The 14099-nt window shown below is 62.1% G+C and carries 14 protein-coding genes; 8 read left to right on the top strand and 6 right to left on the bottom strand.

Features of this window, described 5'->3' with window-relative positions; translation table 11 throughout:
- Nucleotides 1-124: 124 nt before the first annotated feature.
- Nucleotides 125-2536 (top strand): endopeptidase La, encoded by a 2412-nt coding sequence (lon, locus tag LB529_RS13825; RefSeq protein ID WP_224636330.1) that lies wholly within the window; start codon nt 125-127, stop codon nt 2534-2536.
- 196 nt (nt 2537-2732) lie between these two features.
- Nucleotides 2733-3005, top strand: coding sequence for a DNA-binding protein HupB (hupB, locus tag LB529_RS13820; protein ID WP_027166452.1), 273 nt, complete (start codon nt 2733-2735; stop codon nt 3003-3005).
- A 72-nt stretch (nt 3006-3077) separates the two neighbouring features.
- Here the strand turns inward: hupB and LB529_RS13815 are convergent, their stop codons facing one another.
- Nucleotides 3078-4100 (bottom strand): aldo/keto reductase, encoded by a 1023-nt coding sequence (locus LB529_RS13815; RefSeq protein ID WP_224602603.1) that lies wholly within the window; start codon nt 4098-4100, stop codon nt 3078-3080.
- 185 nt (nt 4101-4285) lie between these two features.
- Between LB529_RS13815 and hxlB the strand changes: the two genes are divergently transcribed.
- Both hxlB and LB529_RS13805 read left to right on the top strand, forming a co-directional pair.
- Nucleotides 4286-4852, top strand: a complete 567-nt coding sequence (gene hxlB, locus LB529_RS13810) for a 6-phospho-3-hexuloisomerase (protein ID WP_224711378.1) — start codon at nt 4286-4288, stop codon at nt 4850-4852.
- A gap of 4 nt (nt 4853-4856) precedes the next feature.
- Entirely contained in the window at nt 4857-5600 is a 744-nt protein-coding gene (locus LB529_RS13805; protein ID WP_224601473.1) for a creatininase family protein, read from the top strand.
- 165 nt (nt 5601-5765) lie between these two features.
- On the opposite strand, the gene LB529_RS13800 is transcribed toward LB529_RS13805, so the two are convergent.
- The 3 genes from LB529_RS13800 to LB529_RS13790 form a co-directional block, all read right to left on the bottom strand.
- Nucleotides 5766-6683 (bottom strand): carbohydrate ABC transporter permease, encoded by a 918-nt coding sequence (locus LB529_RS13800; protein WP_224711377.1) that lies wholly within the window; start codon nt 6681-6683, stop codon nt 5766-5768.
- Nucleotides 6684-6691: 8 nt separating this feature from the next.
- Entirely contained in the window at nt 6692-7807 is a 1116-nt protein-coding gene (locus LB529_RS13795; RefSeq protein ID WP_140840240.1) for a carbohydrate ABC transporter permease, read from the bottom strand.
- A 194-nt stretch (nt 7808-8001) separates the two neighbouring features.
- Nucleotides 8002-9666, bottom strand: coding sequence for an ABC transporter substrate-binding protein (locus LB529_RS13790; protein WP_224631889.1), 1665 nt, complete (start codon nt 9664-9666; stop codon nt 8002-8004).
- Nucleotides 9667-9946: 280 nt separating this feature from the next.
- On the opposite strand from LB529_RS13790, the gene LB529_RS13785 reads away from it, so the two are divergent.
- The 4 genes from LB529_RS13785 to LB529_RS13770 all read left to right on the top strand — a co-directional run bounded on the left by LB529_RS13785 (nt 9947) and on the right by LB529_RS13770 (nt 12642).
- Nucleotides 9947-11005, top strand: coding sequence for an ABC transporter ATP-binding protein (locus tag LB529_RS13785; RefSeq protein WP_140840238.1), 1059 nt, complete (start codon nt 9947-9949; stop codon nt 11003-11005).
- Between the two features lie 27 nt (nt 11006-11032).
- A complete protein-coding gene (locus tag LB529_RS13780; RefSeq protein ID WP_224711376.1) occupies nt 11033-11485 on the top strand; it encodes an RbsD/FucU family protein in 453 nt (150 codons plus the stop codon).
- Between the two features lie 4 nt (nt 11486-11489).
- Nucleotides 11490-12434: a ribokinase gene (gene rbsK / locus LB529_RS13775; protein ID WP_224525531.1), complete on the top strand. Its 945-nt coding sequence runs from the start codon at nt 11490-11492 to the stop codon at nt 12432-12434.
- Between the two features lie 109 nt (nt 12435-12543).
- On the top strand, nt 12544-12642 hold the full coding sequence (locus LB529_RS13770; RefSeq protein ID WP_208648418.1) for a putative RiPP precursor: 99 nt from the start codon (nt 12544-12546) through the stop codon (nt 12640-12642).
- Between the two features lie 16 nt (nt 12643-12658).
- Here the strand turns inward: LB529_RS13770 and LB529_RS13765 are convergent, their stop codons facing one another.
- Both LB529_RS13765 and LB529_RS13760 read right to left on the bottom strand, forming a co-directional pair.
- Nucleotides 12659-12862, bottom strand: a complete 204-nt coding sequence (locus LB529_RS13765) for a hypothetical protein (RefSeq protein WP_224602593.1) — start codon at nt 12860-12862, stop codon at nt 12659-12661.
- A gap of 253 nt (nt 12863-13115) precedes the next feature.
- Nucleotides 13116-14021: an ankyrin repeat domain-containing protein gene (locus LB529_RS13760; RefSeq protein ID WP_224711375.1), complete on the bottom strand. Its 906-nt coding sequence runs from the start codon at nt 14019-14021 to the stop codon at nt 13116-13118.
- Between the last annotated feature and the right edge of the window lie 78 nt (nt 14022-14099).

Genomic DNA, 14099 nt, shown 5'->3' with positions numbered 1-14099 from the left:
GAGGCGCCGAATTCTGTGCTGTAAAATTCCCGTCACAAACGGTGGTAGGCGGAACGACGCTCGGTCGTTAATATGAGATTCGCGGTTGGCTAAAATAAGCGGCCGCGACATGAAAGGTTGGACAATGGCCAAGATATCCAAGGCTTCCGGCGACGGCGTTTTCGCAGTCCTCCCACTGCGCGATATCGTCGTGTTCCCGCATATGATCGTTCCGCTCTTCGTGGGCCGTGAAAAGTCGATCAAGGCGCTGGAAGAGGTGATGGGTCAGGAAAAACAGATCCTGCTTGCCACCCAGATGAATGCAGCCGACGACGATCCTGAGCCCGGTGCGATTTTCGACATCGGCACGCTCGCCAATGTGCTGCAGCTTTTGAAGCTTCCCGACGGCACCGTGAAGGTGCTGGTCGAGGGCGCCTCGCGCGCCAAGATCGTCTCGTTCACCGACCGTGCCGATTTCCATGAGGCCCGCGCCACGGCGCTCGCCGAGCCGGAAGAGGAAGAGGTCGAAATCGAGGCGCTTGCCCGCTCGGTCGTCACCGACTTCGAGAATTACGTCAAGCTGAACAAGAAGATCTCGCCCGAAGTGGTGGGTGCCGCCAGCCAGATCGACGACTATTCCAAGCTCGCCGATACGGTTGCATCGCATCTCGCCATCAAGATCCCCGAGAAGCAGGAGATGCTTGCAACGCTTTCCGTCAAGGAGCGTCTGGAGAAGGCGATGGGCTTCATGGAAGCCGAAATCTCCGTGCTCCAGGTAGAAAAGCGCATCCGTTCGCGCGTCAAGCGCCAGATGGAGAAGACGCAGCGCGAGTACTACCTCAACGAGCAGATGAAGGCGATCCAGAAGGAGCTCGGCGAGGGCGAGGACGGCCGCGACGAGGCCGCCGAGATCGAGGCGCGCATCAAGAAGACCAAGCTCTCCAAGGAGGCCCGCGAAAAGGCGGAGGCCGAGTTGAAGAAGCTGCGCTCGATGTCGCCGATGTCGGCTGAATCGACGGTCGTGCGCAACTATCTCGATTGGCTCTTGTCGATCCCGTGGGGCAAGAACTCCAAGGTCAAGCAGGACCTCGCCTTTGCGCAGGACGTGCTCGATGCCGATCACTTCGGCCTCGACAAGGTCAAGGAACGCATCGTCGAGTATCTCGCCGTGCAGAGCCGCCAGAAGAAGCTGAAGGGGCCGATCCTGTGCCTCGTCGGCCCGCCCGGCGTCGGCAAGACCTCGCTTGGCAAGTCGATCGCGAAGGCCACCGGCCGCGAGTTCATCCGCATGGCGCTCGGCGGCGTGCGCGACGAGGCCGAGATCCGTGGCCACAGGCGGACCTATATCGGCTCGATGCCCGGCAAGGTCATCCAGTCGATGAAGAAGGCCAAGAAGTCCAACCCGCTCTTCCTGCTCGACGAGATCGACAAGATGGGCCAGGACTTCCGCGGCGATCCGTCCTCGGCCCTGCTCGAAGTGCTCGATCCGGAACAGAACTCGACGTTCATGGACCATTACCTCGAGGTCGAATACGACCTGTCGAGCGTGATGTTCGTGACGACGGCGAACACGCTGAACATCCCTGCGCCCCTGATGGACCGCATGGAGATCATCCGTATCGCCGGTTACACCGAGGACGAGAAGATCGAGATCGCCAAGCGTCACCTGATGCCCAAGGTGATCCGCGACCATGCCCTGCAGCCGAACGAATTCTCGGTCGGCGAGGACGCGATCCGCGGCATCATCCAGACCTACACGCGGGAAGCCGGCGTGCGCAGCCTGGAGCGCGAGCTGATGAAGCTCGGCCGTAAGGCGGTGACCGAGATCCTGCGGACCAAGAAGAAGACGGTGAAGATCACGGCGGACAACCTCGCCGATTATCTCGGCGTGCCGCGCTTCCGCTTCGGCCAGATCGAGGCCGACGATCAGGTCGGCGTGGTCACGGGTCTTGCCTGGACGGAAGTCGGCGGCGAGCTGCTGACGGTCGAAGGCGTCATGATGCCCGGCAAGGGCCGCATGACGGTGACCGGCAATTTGCGCGACGTGATGAAGGAATCGATCTCTGCGGCGGCGTCCTACGTCCGCTCGCGCGCCATCGATTTCGGCATCGAGCCGCCGCTGTTCGACAAGCGCGACATCCACGTGCATTTGCCGGAGGGTGCCACGCCGAAGGACGGCCCGTCCGCCGGTGCGGCCATGGCCACGGCCATCGTGTCGGTGCTGACGGGTATTCCGGTCCGCGCCGATGTGGCGATGACCGGCGAGATCACGCTGCGCGGCCGTATTCTGCCGATTGGCGGCCTGAAGGAGAAGCTGCTCGCGGCACTGCGCGGCGGCATCAAGAAGGTGCTGATCCCGGAAGAGAACGTCAAGGATCTGGCGGAGATTCCGGACAATGTGAAGAACGGCATGGAGATCGTGCCGGTCTCGCGGGTCGGCGAGGTGCTCGCGCACGCGCTGGTCAGGATGCCTGAGCCGATCGAGTGGGTCGAACCGGTCAATGCGCCGGCTCCGGTCGACAGCGGCGACGATGCTGGAAAGTCGCTCGCTCATTAGCATTTGCTGATATTGCGGCGCACAAAGAGAGAGCCGGGCTTTCAAGCCCGGCTTTTTTCGTGTGAAAAGCCACGAAAAAGTGGAAAAAAGCCCGGAATTCCGCGGTTTTCGGCTTGGGTTCCGGAGCGCTTCTTTCTAAAGTCCGTCTCCTGCCGGATGAGTCGTAGTTCCGGTTTTCTCATGGAAGGGAATTTTTATGAACAAGAACGAACTGGTGTCCGCCGTCGCCGACTCCGCAAGCATTTCGAAGGCTGATGCGCAGTCCGCTGTCGATGCGGTGTTCTCCGTGATCACTGGCGAACTGAAGAAGGGCGGCGATGTCCGGCTTGTCGGCTTCGGAAATTTCACCGTGTCAAAACGCGCTGCTTCGACCGGCCGCAACCCGCAGACCGGCGCGGAAGTGAAGATTCCGGCGCGTACCGTGCCGAAGTTCTCGGCCGGCAAGGGCCTCAAGGACGCGGTCAACTAAGACCTTTTTCTTTTAAGAACAGAAAAGCCGGGCAAGCCCGGCTTTTCTTTTTTATGGCTGTTCGCAGGCCATTCAGGCCGTTGGCGCGTCGGCGCGCATCAGGCCTTCCTGTTTCAAATCCGCCCACAGCGCCGCCGGTATCTTGGTGTCGAGCAGCGCGCGGTTGCTTTCGACTTCTGATGGCCGCTGGCCGCCAGGAATCACCGACACCACCGAAGGATGCTGCAGCGGGAACTGCAGCGCCGCCTCGATTAGGCGCACGTTGTGGCGCTTGCAGACGGCTTCGATGCGCGCCACGCGATCCAGGATCTCCTTCGGCGCCTCGCTGTAATTGTAGAAGGCTCCGGGCTTCGGGCCGGTCGCCAGCACGCCGGAATTGTAGGGGCCGCCCAGCACGATGCCGATGCCGCGCTTCTGGCAAAGCGGCAGGAAGGTGGCAAGCGCCTCCTGCTCGAGCAGCGTGTAGCGGCCGGCGAGCAGGAACAGGTCGAAATCGCCGCGTTCGGCGAGGGTCTGTGCCACCTGCCACTCGTTGATGCCGCCGCCAAAGGCCTTGATGACGCCCTGGTCGCGCAGCGAAAGCAGCCCGTAATAGCCGGATGACATGAACTCCTCGATGCGGGCATCGGAGGCTTCCTTACTGCCATGGGTAAAGATGTCGACGTCGTGGACGAAGAGGATGTCGATACGGTCGACCCCGAGGCGCTCCAGCGAGGCCTCGAAGGAGCGCATGACGCCATCATAGGAGTAATCGTAGACTTCCCGGCGCGACGGCGTCTCGAAGAACTTGCCGATGCCGGTGCGCTGGTCCGGCGGGGCGACGCGCATGATGCGCCCGACCTTGCTCGACAGCACATAGTCGTCGCGCTTCCTGCCGCGCAGAAACGGGTTGAGGCGGGTTTCCGACAGGCCGAGGCCGTAAAGAGGCGCCGTATCATAGTAGCGGCAGCCGGTGGCCCATGCCGCTTCCAAGGTGGCATTGGCGTCCTCGTCGGAGATGGCGCGATAGAGATTGCCGAGCGGCGCGGTGCCGAAGCCGAGCTCGGTGAAGGTGATGCCGCCATTGCCGATGCGGTCGAAGTGCCGTGTCTTCATGTCTGACGATGTCCCGGAGTGATTTGTCTGACATGACACTATCACGCTCGTGGCCCAGCAAAAGTGCCGAGGCTCGTTGGACAGCGATTTTCGCAATGGTAGCATGAACAAAAACAAGCCTTTCGTGGTCGCGAGCCGCAATTCCATAGAGGCAAGCGACGCCCCGGCAGGCAAGGTGAGCTGTCATGACCAAAGCCGCATCAGGGATGTTTGCGACCGCGCTGGACGAGCTTGGCGCGGTGCTGGCGCGCACGGATGAAGCTCGCATCGACGCCGCCTGCGAAATGCTTGCCGGCGCCGGCAGGATCGCTGCCTATGGCTGCGGCCGCGAGGCGCTTCAGGTCAAGGGCTTCGCCATGCGGCTCTACCATCTCGGCCTGCCGGTCTCGGTCGTCGGCGACATGACCACGCCGCCGCTGGGGCGGGGGGATGTGTTCCTGGCGAGCTCAGGGCCAGGCGAGACCGCCACGGTGCTGACCTTGATGCGGGTTGCCCGCGAGGCCGGCGCGAAGGTGCTGCTCTTGACGGCAGAACCGGAAAGCAGCACCGCCAAGCTCGCCGACTTCACGCTCGTCATCCCGGCGCAGACGATGGCCAGCGACCAGGGCGAGGCAAGAAGCTCGGTGCTGCCGATGGGCTCGCTGTTCGAAGGCGCGCTGTTCCTTCTGTTCGAAATCATGGTGCTGAAGCTCCAGGCGCTGACCAATGCGACGCCGGAAGCGATGCGCGCCAGGCACACCAACATGGAGTAAGGAGATGCGCTACGAACTGATGCTGCCGCACCAGATCCGCAAGGCGATCGAGGAGAACTGGCCGGTCGTGCTGCCGCTCGGCGTGCTCGAATATCACGGCGAGCACATGGCGGTCGGCATGGACACGCTGGCCGTCATCAAGACGGTGGAGCTGATCGAGAAGGAAAGGGACATCGTCATCCTGCCGCCCTTCTATTACGGCGCGGCAAGCTATGCGGTGGCGGCGCCGGAAGGCAGCGGCTCGGTGCAGGTCGGCGGCCCGGCGCTTTCGCCTTTCGCGGAGGAATTGTTCTATGGGCTGCTGCGCGTCGGCTTCCGCAACATTCACGCCATCATTCATCACCAGACCGAGAATTTCGCGGCCGGCATGCCGACCGATCTCGCCTTCAAGACCGCCGGCCGGCAGGCAATCTTCCGCTTCCTCGAAAAGGAGCGCGGCGAGGGCTGGTGGGGCTCGAACGCGATGGCCGATTACTATGCCGGCCATGCGCAGGGCGAGAATGTCTTCAACTGGGTCCAGGTGCATCCGCTGATGCCGGCCGCGATGAACGGCAAATATCCGTTCGACCATGCCGGCATCGGCGAAACCTCGCTGATGCTGGCGCTATGCCCGGAGGCGGTGGACGAGAAGCATTTGGCCGACAACACCGGCTGGTACACGAAAAGTGCCGCGGAAGCCTCGGCGGGCCTCGGTAAGATCGGGGTTGCGATGATCCTCGACCATTTGCGGTCGATTCTGGTGCGATAGGTGCGGTTCTTCCTTTTCTCCTTGTGGGAGAAGCTGGATCGGCGCGCAGCGCCGAGACGGATGAGGGGTGTTCCAGCGGAGTGAGAGGTCGGCTTTCCCTGGAACACCCCTCATCCGGCCGCTTCGCGGCCACCTTCCCCCACAAGGGGGGAAGGGGAAGTAATCCTACTTCACTGAGCCGGCCGTCATGCCCATGATCAGATAGCGCTCGAGCGCGATGCCGATGATGGCCAGCGGCGCGATCGCGGCGGTGGCCAAGGCCGCCATCGACCACCAGTTGATGCCTTGCGAGCCGGTCTGGCTCGCCACCATGACGGGGATGGTCTTGGCGTCGGTCGATGTCAGCAGCGCGGCGAAGAAATACTCGTTCCAGCACAGCACCATCGCCAGGATGAAGGCGGCGACCATGCCGGGCAACGCGATCGGCATGACGATGCGGAAAAAGGCGCCCCAGATCGACAGCCCGTCGACAAGGGCTGCCTCCTCCAATTCAACGGGTATCGAGTTGAACTGGTCGCGCATGATCCAGATGACGATCGGCAGCACCATCAGCGTGTAGAGGAGCACGAGCCCGATGCGCGTATCAAGGAGGGCCACTTCGCGGTAGAGCACCAGGAAGGGGAGCGCCAGAACGACCGGCGGCAGGATCAACTGCGACAGGAAGAAGAAGGAGATGTCCTCGTTCTTGAACCAGGCGAACTTGTAGCGGTAGCGGACAAGGCCATAGGCGGCGAGGCTGCCGATGATGATGGCGAGGCTCGATGCGCCGACCGAGGTGATGACCGAATTCATGAAGCGTTTGAGGAATTCGTCGCGCACGGTCGAGGTCTGGGAGATCGAATCCGGCGACAGGCCGAGCGAGCGCCAACCCTTCCAATCAGGCGTGAAGTCGACGAAGGGAATGAGATGACCTTGGGTGACGTCGACCGCCGATTTGAACGAGGTGGTGATCGTCCAATAGATCGGGAACAGGCAGACGAATGCCCAAAAGGCAAGCGCGCCATAGATGAAGACGCGGCTGGCGATGAAGGCCGCCGGCGAGCGGATTTCGGAAACGGTGTAGTCGGTGGTCTGGACGCTCATGATGCCGCTCAGTTGACGTTGCGCACGAAGCGACTGGCAAATTTCAGCAGCCAGGTCACGAACACGACGATGATGACCAGATAGGCCATGGCCAGCATGGTGCCGTAGCCGACATTCGAGCGGTCGCGGTATTCGCGATAGATGAAGCTCGACACGGAATCGGTGGCGCCGCCGGGTCCGCCGGAGGTCAGGGTGATGATGATGTCGGCAAGCTTCAGCTTGAAGATGATGCGCAGGATCACGGCTGTCACCGATACCGGCAGCATCAGCGGAAAGGTCACCTGCCAGAATGTCTGCCATGCGGTCGCGCCATCGACGCGGGCGGCTTCCAGCACCTCGCGCGACATCGCCTGCAGGCCGGCCAGAAGCATGATCATCATGAACGGGATGAAGGTCCAGGCGTCGAGCATCATGATCGAGATGCGGGCAGTGATCGGATCGGAGAAGAAGGCGGGATTGTTCCAGCCAAGATGACGCGCCAGCGTCGCCGCCGGTCCGAACCGGTACTCCATCAGCGACTTGCCGACCATCCAGGATACCGCGACCGGCGACAGCATCAGCGGCAGCAGGAAGACGACGCGGAAGAATTTGCGGGCCCGGATCTGCGCATTGAGCAGGAGCGCCAGGCCGAAGGCGATGACATATTCGACCAGCACCGCAAGCACATAGAGCACCATGTTCAACAGCGCGTTGCGGTAATAGGGGTCGGCCAGCATCTGCCAGAAATTGTCGAGGCCATTGAACCTGCGTCCGCTGAAAGAGCTGAGATTCCAGTCGGTCAGCGCGATGTAGAAGCCGAACAGCGTCGGGAAGATCACCATGGCGATGGTGAAGAGCAGGGCCGGCAAAAGGAACAGCGCGCGCTGCCCGTCCTCGCCGCGCGTCAGCACCTGCCAGGCGCCAAGCGCTGCGCCCCACAAGATGTAGGCGTAGACCACAGGGCGCCATGTGTCGAAACCGACCGTGGACATCTCGGTCTTGTAGAGGATCTGCACAACGATGATCGCCAGCAGGCCAAGGGTTGCAATGGCCAGCAGGCCCCAGCCGAGGCGCTTGCGGCCTGCCGGGATCAGGTCGGCCGGATGTGCCGGCCACGCATTCACGGTCGAAGTCTGTTCAGCCACGCCTCTCGCCTTCTAGAGCGCTTCACCGTTTCACGGAAACGGCGAACCGCTCTATCTCTTTGTTTTACGCAATTCCGGACGGAAAACCGCCCACACTTTTCCTGGAATTGCTCAAACGCATCAAACCGGCCGAGCCGGTAAAAATGCGGCCCGGTGACGATGTGCCACCGGGCCGCGACGTCTCATAAGCCAGCCTACATGCCGAGCGAGGCTTTGTAGAGCTTGATCTGGTTCTCGCGGCCGATCTGGTCGGTCAGCTTTTCCCAGGCCGCGGCGATGGCGTCGGCGCCTTCCTGCGCCTTCATCTTGCCGGCAAAGGTGTTGGCCAGGATGTCCTCGGCGGCGGAATAGTACTGGAAGATGCCGGGGATGCGCGGCTCGATCGCCGCGTTCGGGTGGTTGTAGGAATCGCCTTCCGACTTCAGATAGGAGGTGATGAAGGCCTCGTCATAGCCGGCGGCCACCCATTCGGAAACGTTGAAATGGGAGTTGCGGTAGGGCTGGAAGCCCGACGGATACATCGCCGTCCAGATCGACAGGTCCTTGCCGCCGAGATGAGCGGCGGCCGACCACGCGGCCTTCTTCTTCTTCTCGTCGGAATCGACGCGGGCCATGACATAGACGCCCCAGCCGAGATAGGCGCAGTTCGGCGCATAGTTCGGCCCGCTGGCGAGCTTTTCCCACTTGCCGGTCTTGGAATTGTAGACGTCGTCGGAGCCGGGCAGGATCGAGAAGCCGGTGACATCGCCGATGACCGACGAGTCATTGGTCTTCACATTCGAGCCGACGTCGCCCCACCAGGGGATCATCGAGCCGGTGCCGGCCAGGAACTGCTGGAAGGCAGTGGTGTTCGGATCGGCATTGATCTGGTCGGCGGGTTCGGACGGCAGGGCGTCGATCACGTCCTGGATGGCGCGCACCCAGGCCGGGTTGTTGATGCGCGGCTTCATCGTGTCGGCGTCGAACAGCCAGGCCTTGTCATCGGGATGCTTGGCGTAAGCGGTGGCGCGGCTGCCGAGGAAATAGAAGCCGAAGCCGCCCCAGGGCTTGGGCGCGTCCAGATAGCCATAGATGTCCTGGCCCTTGAACTGCTTGCCCTTGAGGAACTTGGTGACGGCCTGCACTTCCTGCCAGGTCTTCGGCACGCCCCATTCGGTCGTGGCGCCGCTTTCCTTCCAGGCTTTGGCGAGATCGGCATCCGCGAACACGTCGGTGCGGTAGTTGAAATTGTGCGCATCGCCGTCGATCGTCACGCGATACTGCTTGCCGTCCCAGGTGCCGACCGGCGGCTTCAGGTAGTTGACGAGGTCGTCGAAATCGATCTGCTTCTTGACCCAATCGGGCATCTCGGAGGTAAGGCCCTTGCCGCAGACGTCGCCTTCGAAAGGCGCGCCCATCTCGATGATGTCGAAGTCGACGGTCTTGGTTGCGATGGACTGCTGCAGACGGGCGTTGTAGTCGGCCTGAGCAAGGTCGATCCAGCTGATCTTGGCGCCCGTATAGGCCTCCCACGGCTTCAGGAAGCCGCGGAACAGCACGTTGTGGAGGTTCTGGTTGTTGAGGCCCATGAAGGTGAGCTCGACACCGGCAAACTCGCCTTCCTTGACATTGGCCTTGGTCGCTTCGAGGCAGAGCTCGCCGACCTTCTGGAAGTCGGCATCCGTCGGCTGGCCTTTGCCGACGCCCGGGATCTGCAGGATTTTCGCGCGCAGACTGTCGTCGGCGGCCGCGGGCTTCGTCAGTGCTCCGAGCCCGGCGCCGGAGGCGGCGGCGATTGCGGCCATGCTGGCCGCACCCTTCAGCACATCGCGGCGGCTGGCGCCGGCGCGCATCAGTTTTTCATACAGATCGACTCTCATCTACAGGTTCCTCCCAGAACAACAACGCTTGAATTGAAGTGCCAATCTCTCAGACGTCGAAACGCCTCTCGGTTCTCCTCGATCATACCGGACGTGGGACCCCACCCTGCGTCGCCGGATCTCCGATTTCAGGATAACAGGCCTGCTCTCGGATTGGCACTCGCCACTATTCGCGTAATCGATTACCTTGTCAACAAGATTGGCTTTTTATCTATAAGATACCGACTTGCCGTTGCCGTTCGCAATGGCTAGCTTCACCGCAAACGATAAAGGGGAGACGATGGCTCAAGTCGCGATCAGCAGTGTGGCCAAGGCGTTCGGAACCGTCAAGGTCCTGCATGAGGTCAGTGTCGACATCGCCGACGGACAGTTCGTCGTGCTGGTCGGTCCGTCGGGGTGCGGCAAGTCCACGCTCTTGAGGATGGTGGCCGGGCTGGAGACCGTTTCCGGCGGCACGATCTCGATCGGCGACCGCGTCGTCAACAACCTGCCGCCGGCGAAGCGCGACATCGCCATGGTGTTTCAGAACTATGCGCTCTATCCGCACAAGACGGTGGAGCAGAACATGGCCTTTGCGCTGAAGCTGCGCGGCACCGATCCGGCCGTCGTCGCCGAACGGGTCAAGCGCGCCGCCGACATCCTCGACCTTGCGCCTTATCTCAAGCGCTATCCGCGCCAGCTTTCGGGCGGCCAGCGCCAGCGCGTCGCCATGGGCCGCGCCATCGTGCGCAACCCGCAGGTGTTCCTGTTCGACGAGCCGCTTTCCAACCTCGACGCCAAGCTGCGCGTGCAGATGCGCACCGAGATCAAGGAGCTGCACCAGCGGCTGAAGACCACAACCATCTACGTCACCCACGACCAGATCGAGGCCATGACCATGGCCGACAAGATCGTGGTGATGCGCGACGGCCGCATCGAGCAGGTCGGCGCGCCGCTGGAGCTGTTCGACCGGCCGGCCAATCTGTTCGTCGCCGGCTTCATCGGCTCGCCGGCGATGAACCTGCTCAAGGGCACCGTTAAAAAGGGCGGGAAGCCCGTGGTCGACATTGCAGGCTCGGCGTTTCCGATGCCGACCAATATCGCCGCGGCGGACGGCCAGGCCGTCATTTATGGCGTGCGCCCCGAGCACCTGGAAATCCATCCCGACGGCGTAGCATCCACGATTTCGGTGGTCGAACCGACAGGCTCGGAGACGCTGGTGTTCGTACGGTTCGGCGAGGGCGAGATGGTAGCACTATTTCGCGAGCGTCACGACTTCAAGCCGGGCGACACGCTCAAGCTCAAGCCGCGTCTCGACCAGGTCCACCTCTTCGACGCCGCAACCGGCAAGCGTCTCTAACCGCACACAACCCTTCAAGAGGAAACCATGCTCAAAGGGATCAACCCGCTGCTCAATGCCGATGTGCTCCAGGCGCTGCGGGCGATGGGCCATGGCGACGACCTGATCATCGCCGACACCAATTTCCCGTCCGATTCCGTGGCCAGGCAGACGGTGCTCGGCAAGCTGTTGCGTATCGACGCGACGGCGGCGGAGGTGGTGAAGGCGGTGCTCTCGCTCTATCCGCTGGATACTTTCGTCGACGATGCGGCAGCGCGCATGGAGATCGTCGGCAAACCAAACGAAATCCCGCCGGTGCAGAGGGAGGTGCAGAAGGAGATCGACGCCGCCGAGGGCAAGCCCTGGCCGATGATCTCGATCGAGCGCTACGCCTTCTACGAGCGTTCCAAGAAAGCCTATTGCGTGATCCAGACCGGCGAGCGCCGCTTCTATGGCTGCTTTGCCTTCCGCAAGGGCGTCGTGCCGCCGAAGGCGGAGTAAGGACATGGCCACAGGCGAGCCCGTCATCATGAAGCCTGTTGTGATCCTGGGCGTGTTCGTCGCCGACACAGCCTATCGCGCTGACCGCCAGCCGCGTCTGGGCGAAACGATCCTCGGCAATTCCTTCAAGCTCGGCCCGGGCGGCAAGGGCTCGAACCAGGCAGTGGCGGCAGGCAAGCTCGGCGCCGACATCACCTTCCTGACCAGGCTCGGAGTCGATGCCTTCGCCGACATGGCGAAGCAGACCTGGAAGGACGCAGGTGTGAAAAGCGCCGTCATCGACACGCCGGACAGCTATACGGGCGCGGCCTACATCTTTGTCGAGGAAGGCAGCGGCAACAACGCCATCATCGTCAGCCCGGGCGCGGCGATGCTGATCTCGCCCGCCGACATCGAGGCGCATGCCGACCTGATCCGGTCCGCCGGCGTCTTCGTTACCCAACTTGAACAGCCGATCGGCGCAGCATTGAAGGCGCTCGAGATCGCGCGCGGGGCAGGGGTGACGACCATCCTCAACCCCGCCCCCGCCGCCAGCCTGCCCGACCGCGTCTACGCGCTCTGCGACTATGTCACACCCAACGAGACGGAGGCCGAAGGGCTGACCGGCATCAAGGTTTCCTCGATCGACGACGCCCGCCGCGCCGCCGACGCGCTGCTGGCCAAGGGTGTCGGCGCAGTCATCGTGACGCTCGGCGAGAAGGGCGCTTTGCTCCACACCAAGAACCGTTCGGAGCATGTCGACGCGGTCAATGCCGGTCCGGTGATCGAGACGACGGGAGCGGGTGACGCGTTCAACGGCGGTCTCGCGGCCGCCCTGGCAAAAGGCGTCGAGCCGCTGGAGGCCGTGCGCTTTGCCTGCGCGGTCGCCGGCATCTCGGTGACCCGCCCCGGCACTGCGCCTTCCATGCCGACATCGCAGGAGGTCGAGGCGCTGCTCGCCAGGGCCTGAGACCTCCCGCCTTCCATTTTTTGCGGCTTTTTAGCGGCCCCTTATTGCGGAACGCAACTGAGGCGAGCGCGTTCATCGTCCTGTCTGCGCGCCGATTTGGAACGGTAGGATGAAAAAGCCTTACGAAAAGCCCACGCTGGTAAAGCGCCAGAAGCTCACCGAACGGACGGCCCAGATCGTCGCTTCCGGGGTTGTGCTGGGCGAATGATTCCGAGGGGGCAGCGCTAAAGAATCCTGCTGGTCAGCTCCAGCATCGTCGTTGCGCCTTGCTCGCTGCCGGGCACATGCACGACACGAAGCACACGAAGGTCCCTGCTCGACTCTCCGACCGGTATCGACACGCTTTCGCCAACCCGCGGCAATTCCTGGAAGGCGAGCTCGTCGACATCCCTCTCATCGTCGATGGAAATCCGGCATCTCACAGCCATCTTATCTCTCCCGTCTTTTCGCCCGTTGGCTGAACGGGACAAGATTGGAATGGTTCCGGGATCAAAAATCTCAGACTGCAAACCTGCTGCGGCATTCGCCTGGCGGCCCCTTCAACGCTTTGAATTGACGCCTGAAATTTGCCAACGTTGGATACCGACCAGCTCTGCGACGACGACAATCGGCCGGTCTTCTTCAGCCAGGAGGGCGCGGGCCTGCCCGAAGCGCAGTCGCGCCGCATTTTCGCAGGAGCAATCAATTCTCGGGAAGCGGCAACGGCCTGTCGCTCAAGGTCCGTAGGTAAGCGATCAGGTTTGCTCGCTGGTTCTCGTCTCGCAGGCCCGGGAAAATCATGTCTGTTCCAGGCAATGCGAATGCCGGGTTTGAGATAAAGGAATTGAGATCTTCAAAAGTCCATGTGCCGCCAGCTTCCCTTAGAGCCGACGAATACGGGACGTCGCTTTGTGCTGCTTTCGGTCTCCCTACCACGCCCCAGAGATTGACGCGTTTGGGAATCTTGCGATCCGGCGCTGAAAGATGACAGGCCCCGCACGTTTCGTCGAAAGTTCTTTTGCCCGATTCGGCGTTTGCCGATGCAAGTCGCGCCGAAATAGGCGCGATGGGCGGTTGTCCCGCGCCGTGAGCGCGCAAGTAAGCCACGACGTCTTCGTGACCGCTAAGCTTGGCCAAATGTATGGGTGGGTTTCCATTCGACGTCAGCGCGTTGACGTCTGCTCCCGCATCCACAAGATGGACCACGCAATGAAGACAGCCTTTCTCGGCAGCCACGTGCAGCGGGGTTTGCGATTTCGCCACCTGATTTGGATCGGCGCCGTTATCGAGCAGCAGCTTCACGACGTCAGAATAGCCACCCTTGTTGGCCGCGTAGAGTGGCGTTCTTTGCCAGCTGACGGGCATGTTAACGTCCGCCCCACGATCGATCAGAAGTTTTGCTATTTCCACATTCCCGCCCTCGCAGGCGATATAGAGCGCCGTAACACCGTCAACTTCGTTGACAGCAGCGCCTTTATCCAAGGCAGAAGCCACCCCCGAGAGATCGCCATGTCTGACAAGATCGCCCAGGCTGCTCGCCTGGGCGGGCAGGTTTAAAAGCCAAAGAACCCACAAAGCCGCTATCACCCACTTGCTTGGCCTGACCATCGTGTCCTCCCTGTGTTGTGGGCCCTCCATCTGCGAGCAGAATCAATCGGTAGTTCCAGCGTTGGCCCGCGTGCAATC

It is taken from the genome of Mesorhizobium sp. CA5 (assembly GCF_020165105.1).
Classification (GTDB): Bacteria; Pseudomonadota; Alphaproteobacteria; order Rhizobiales; family Rhizobiaceae; genus Mesorhizobium.
This window is presented reverse-complemented; position numbering and strand designations above follow the sequence as displayed.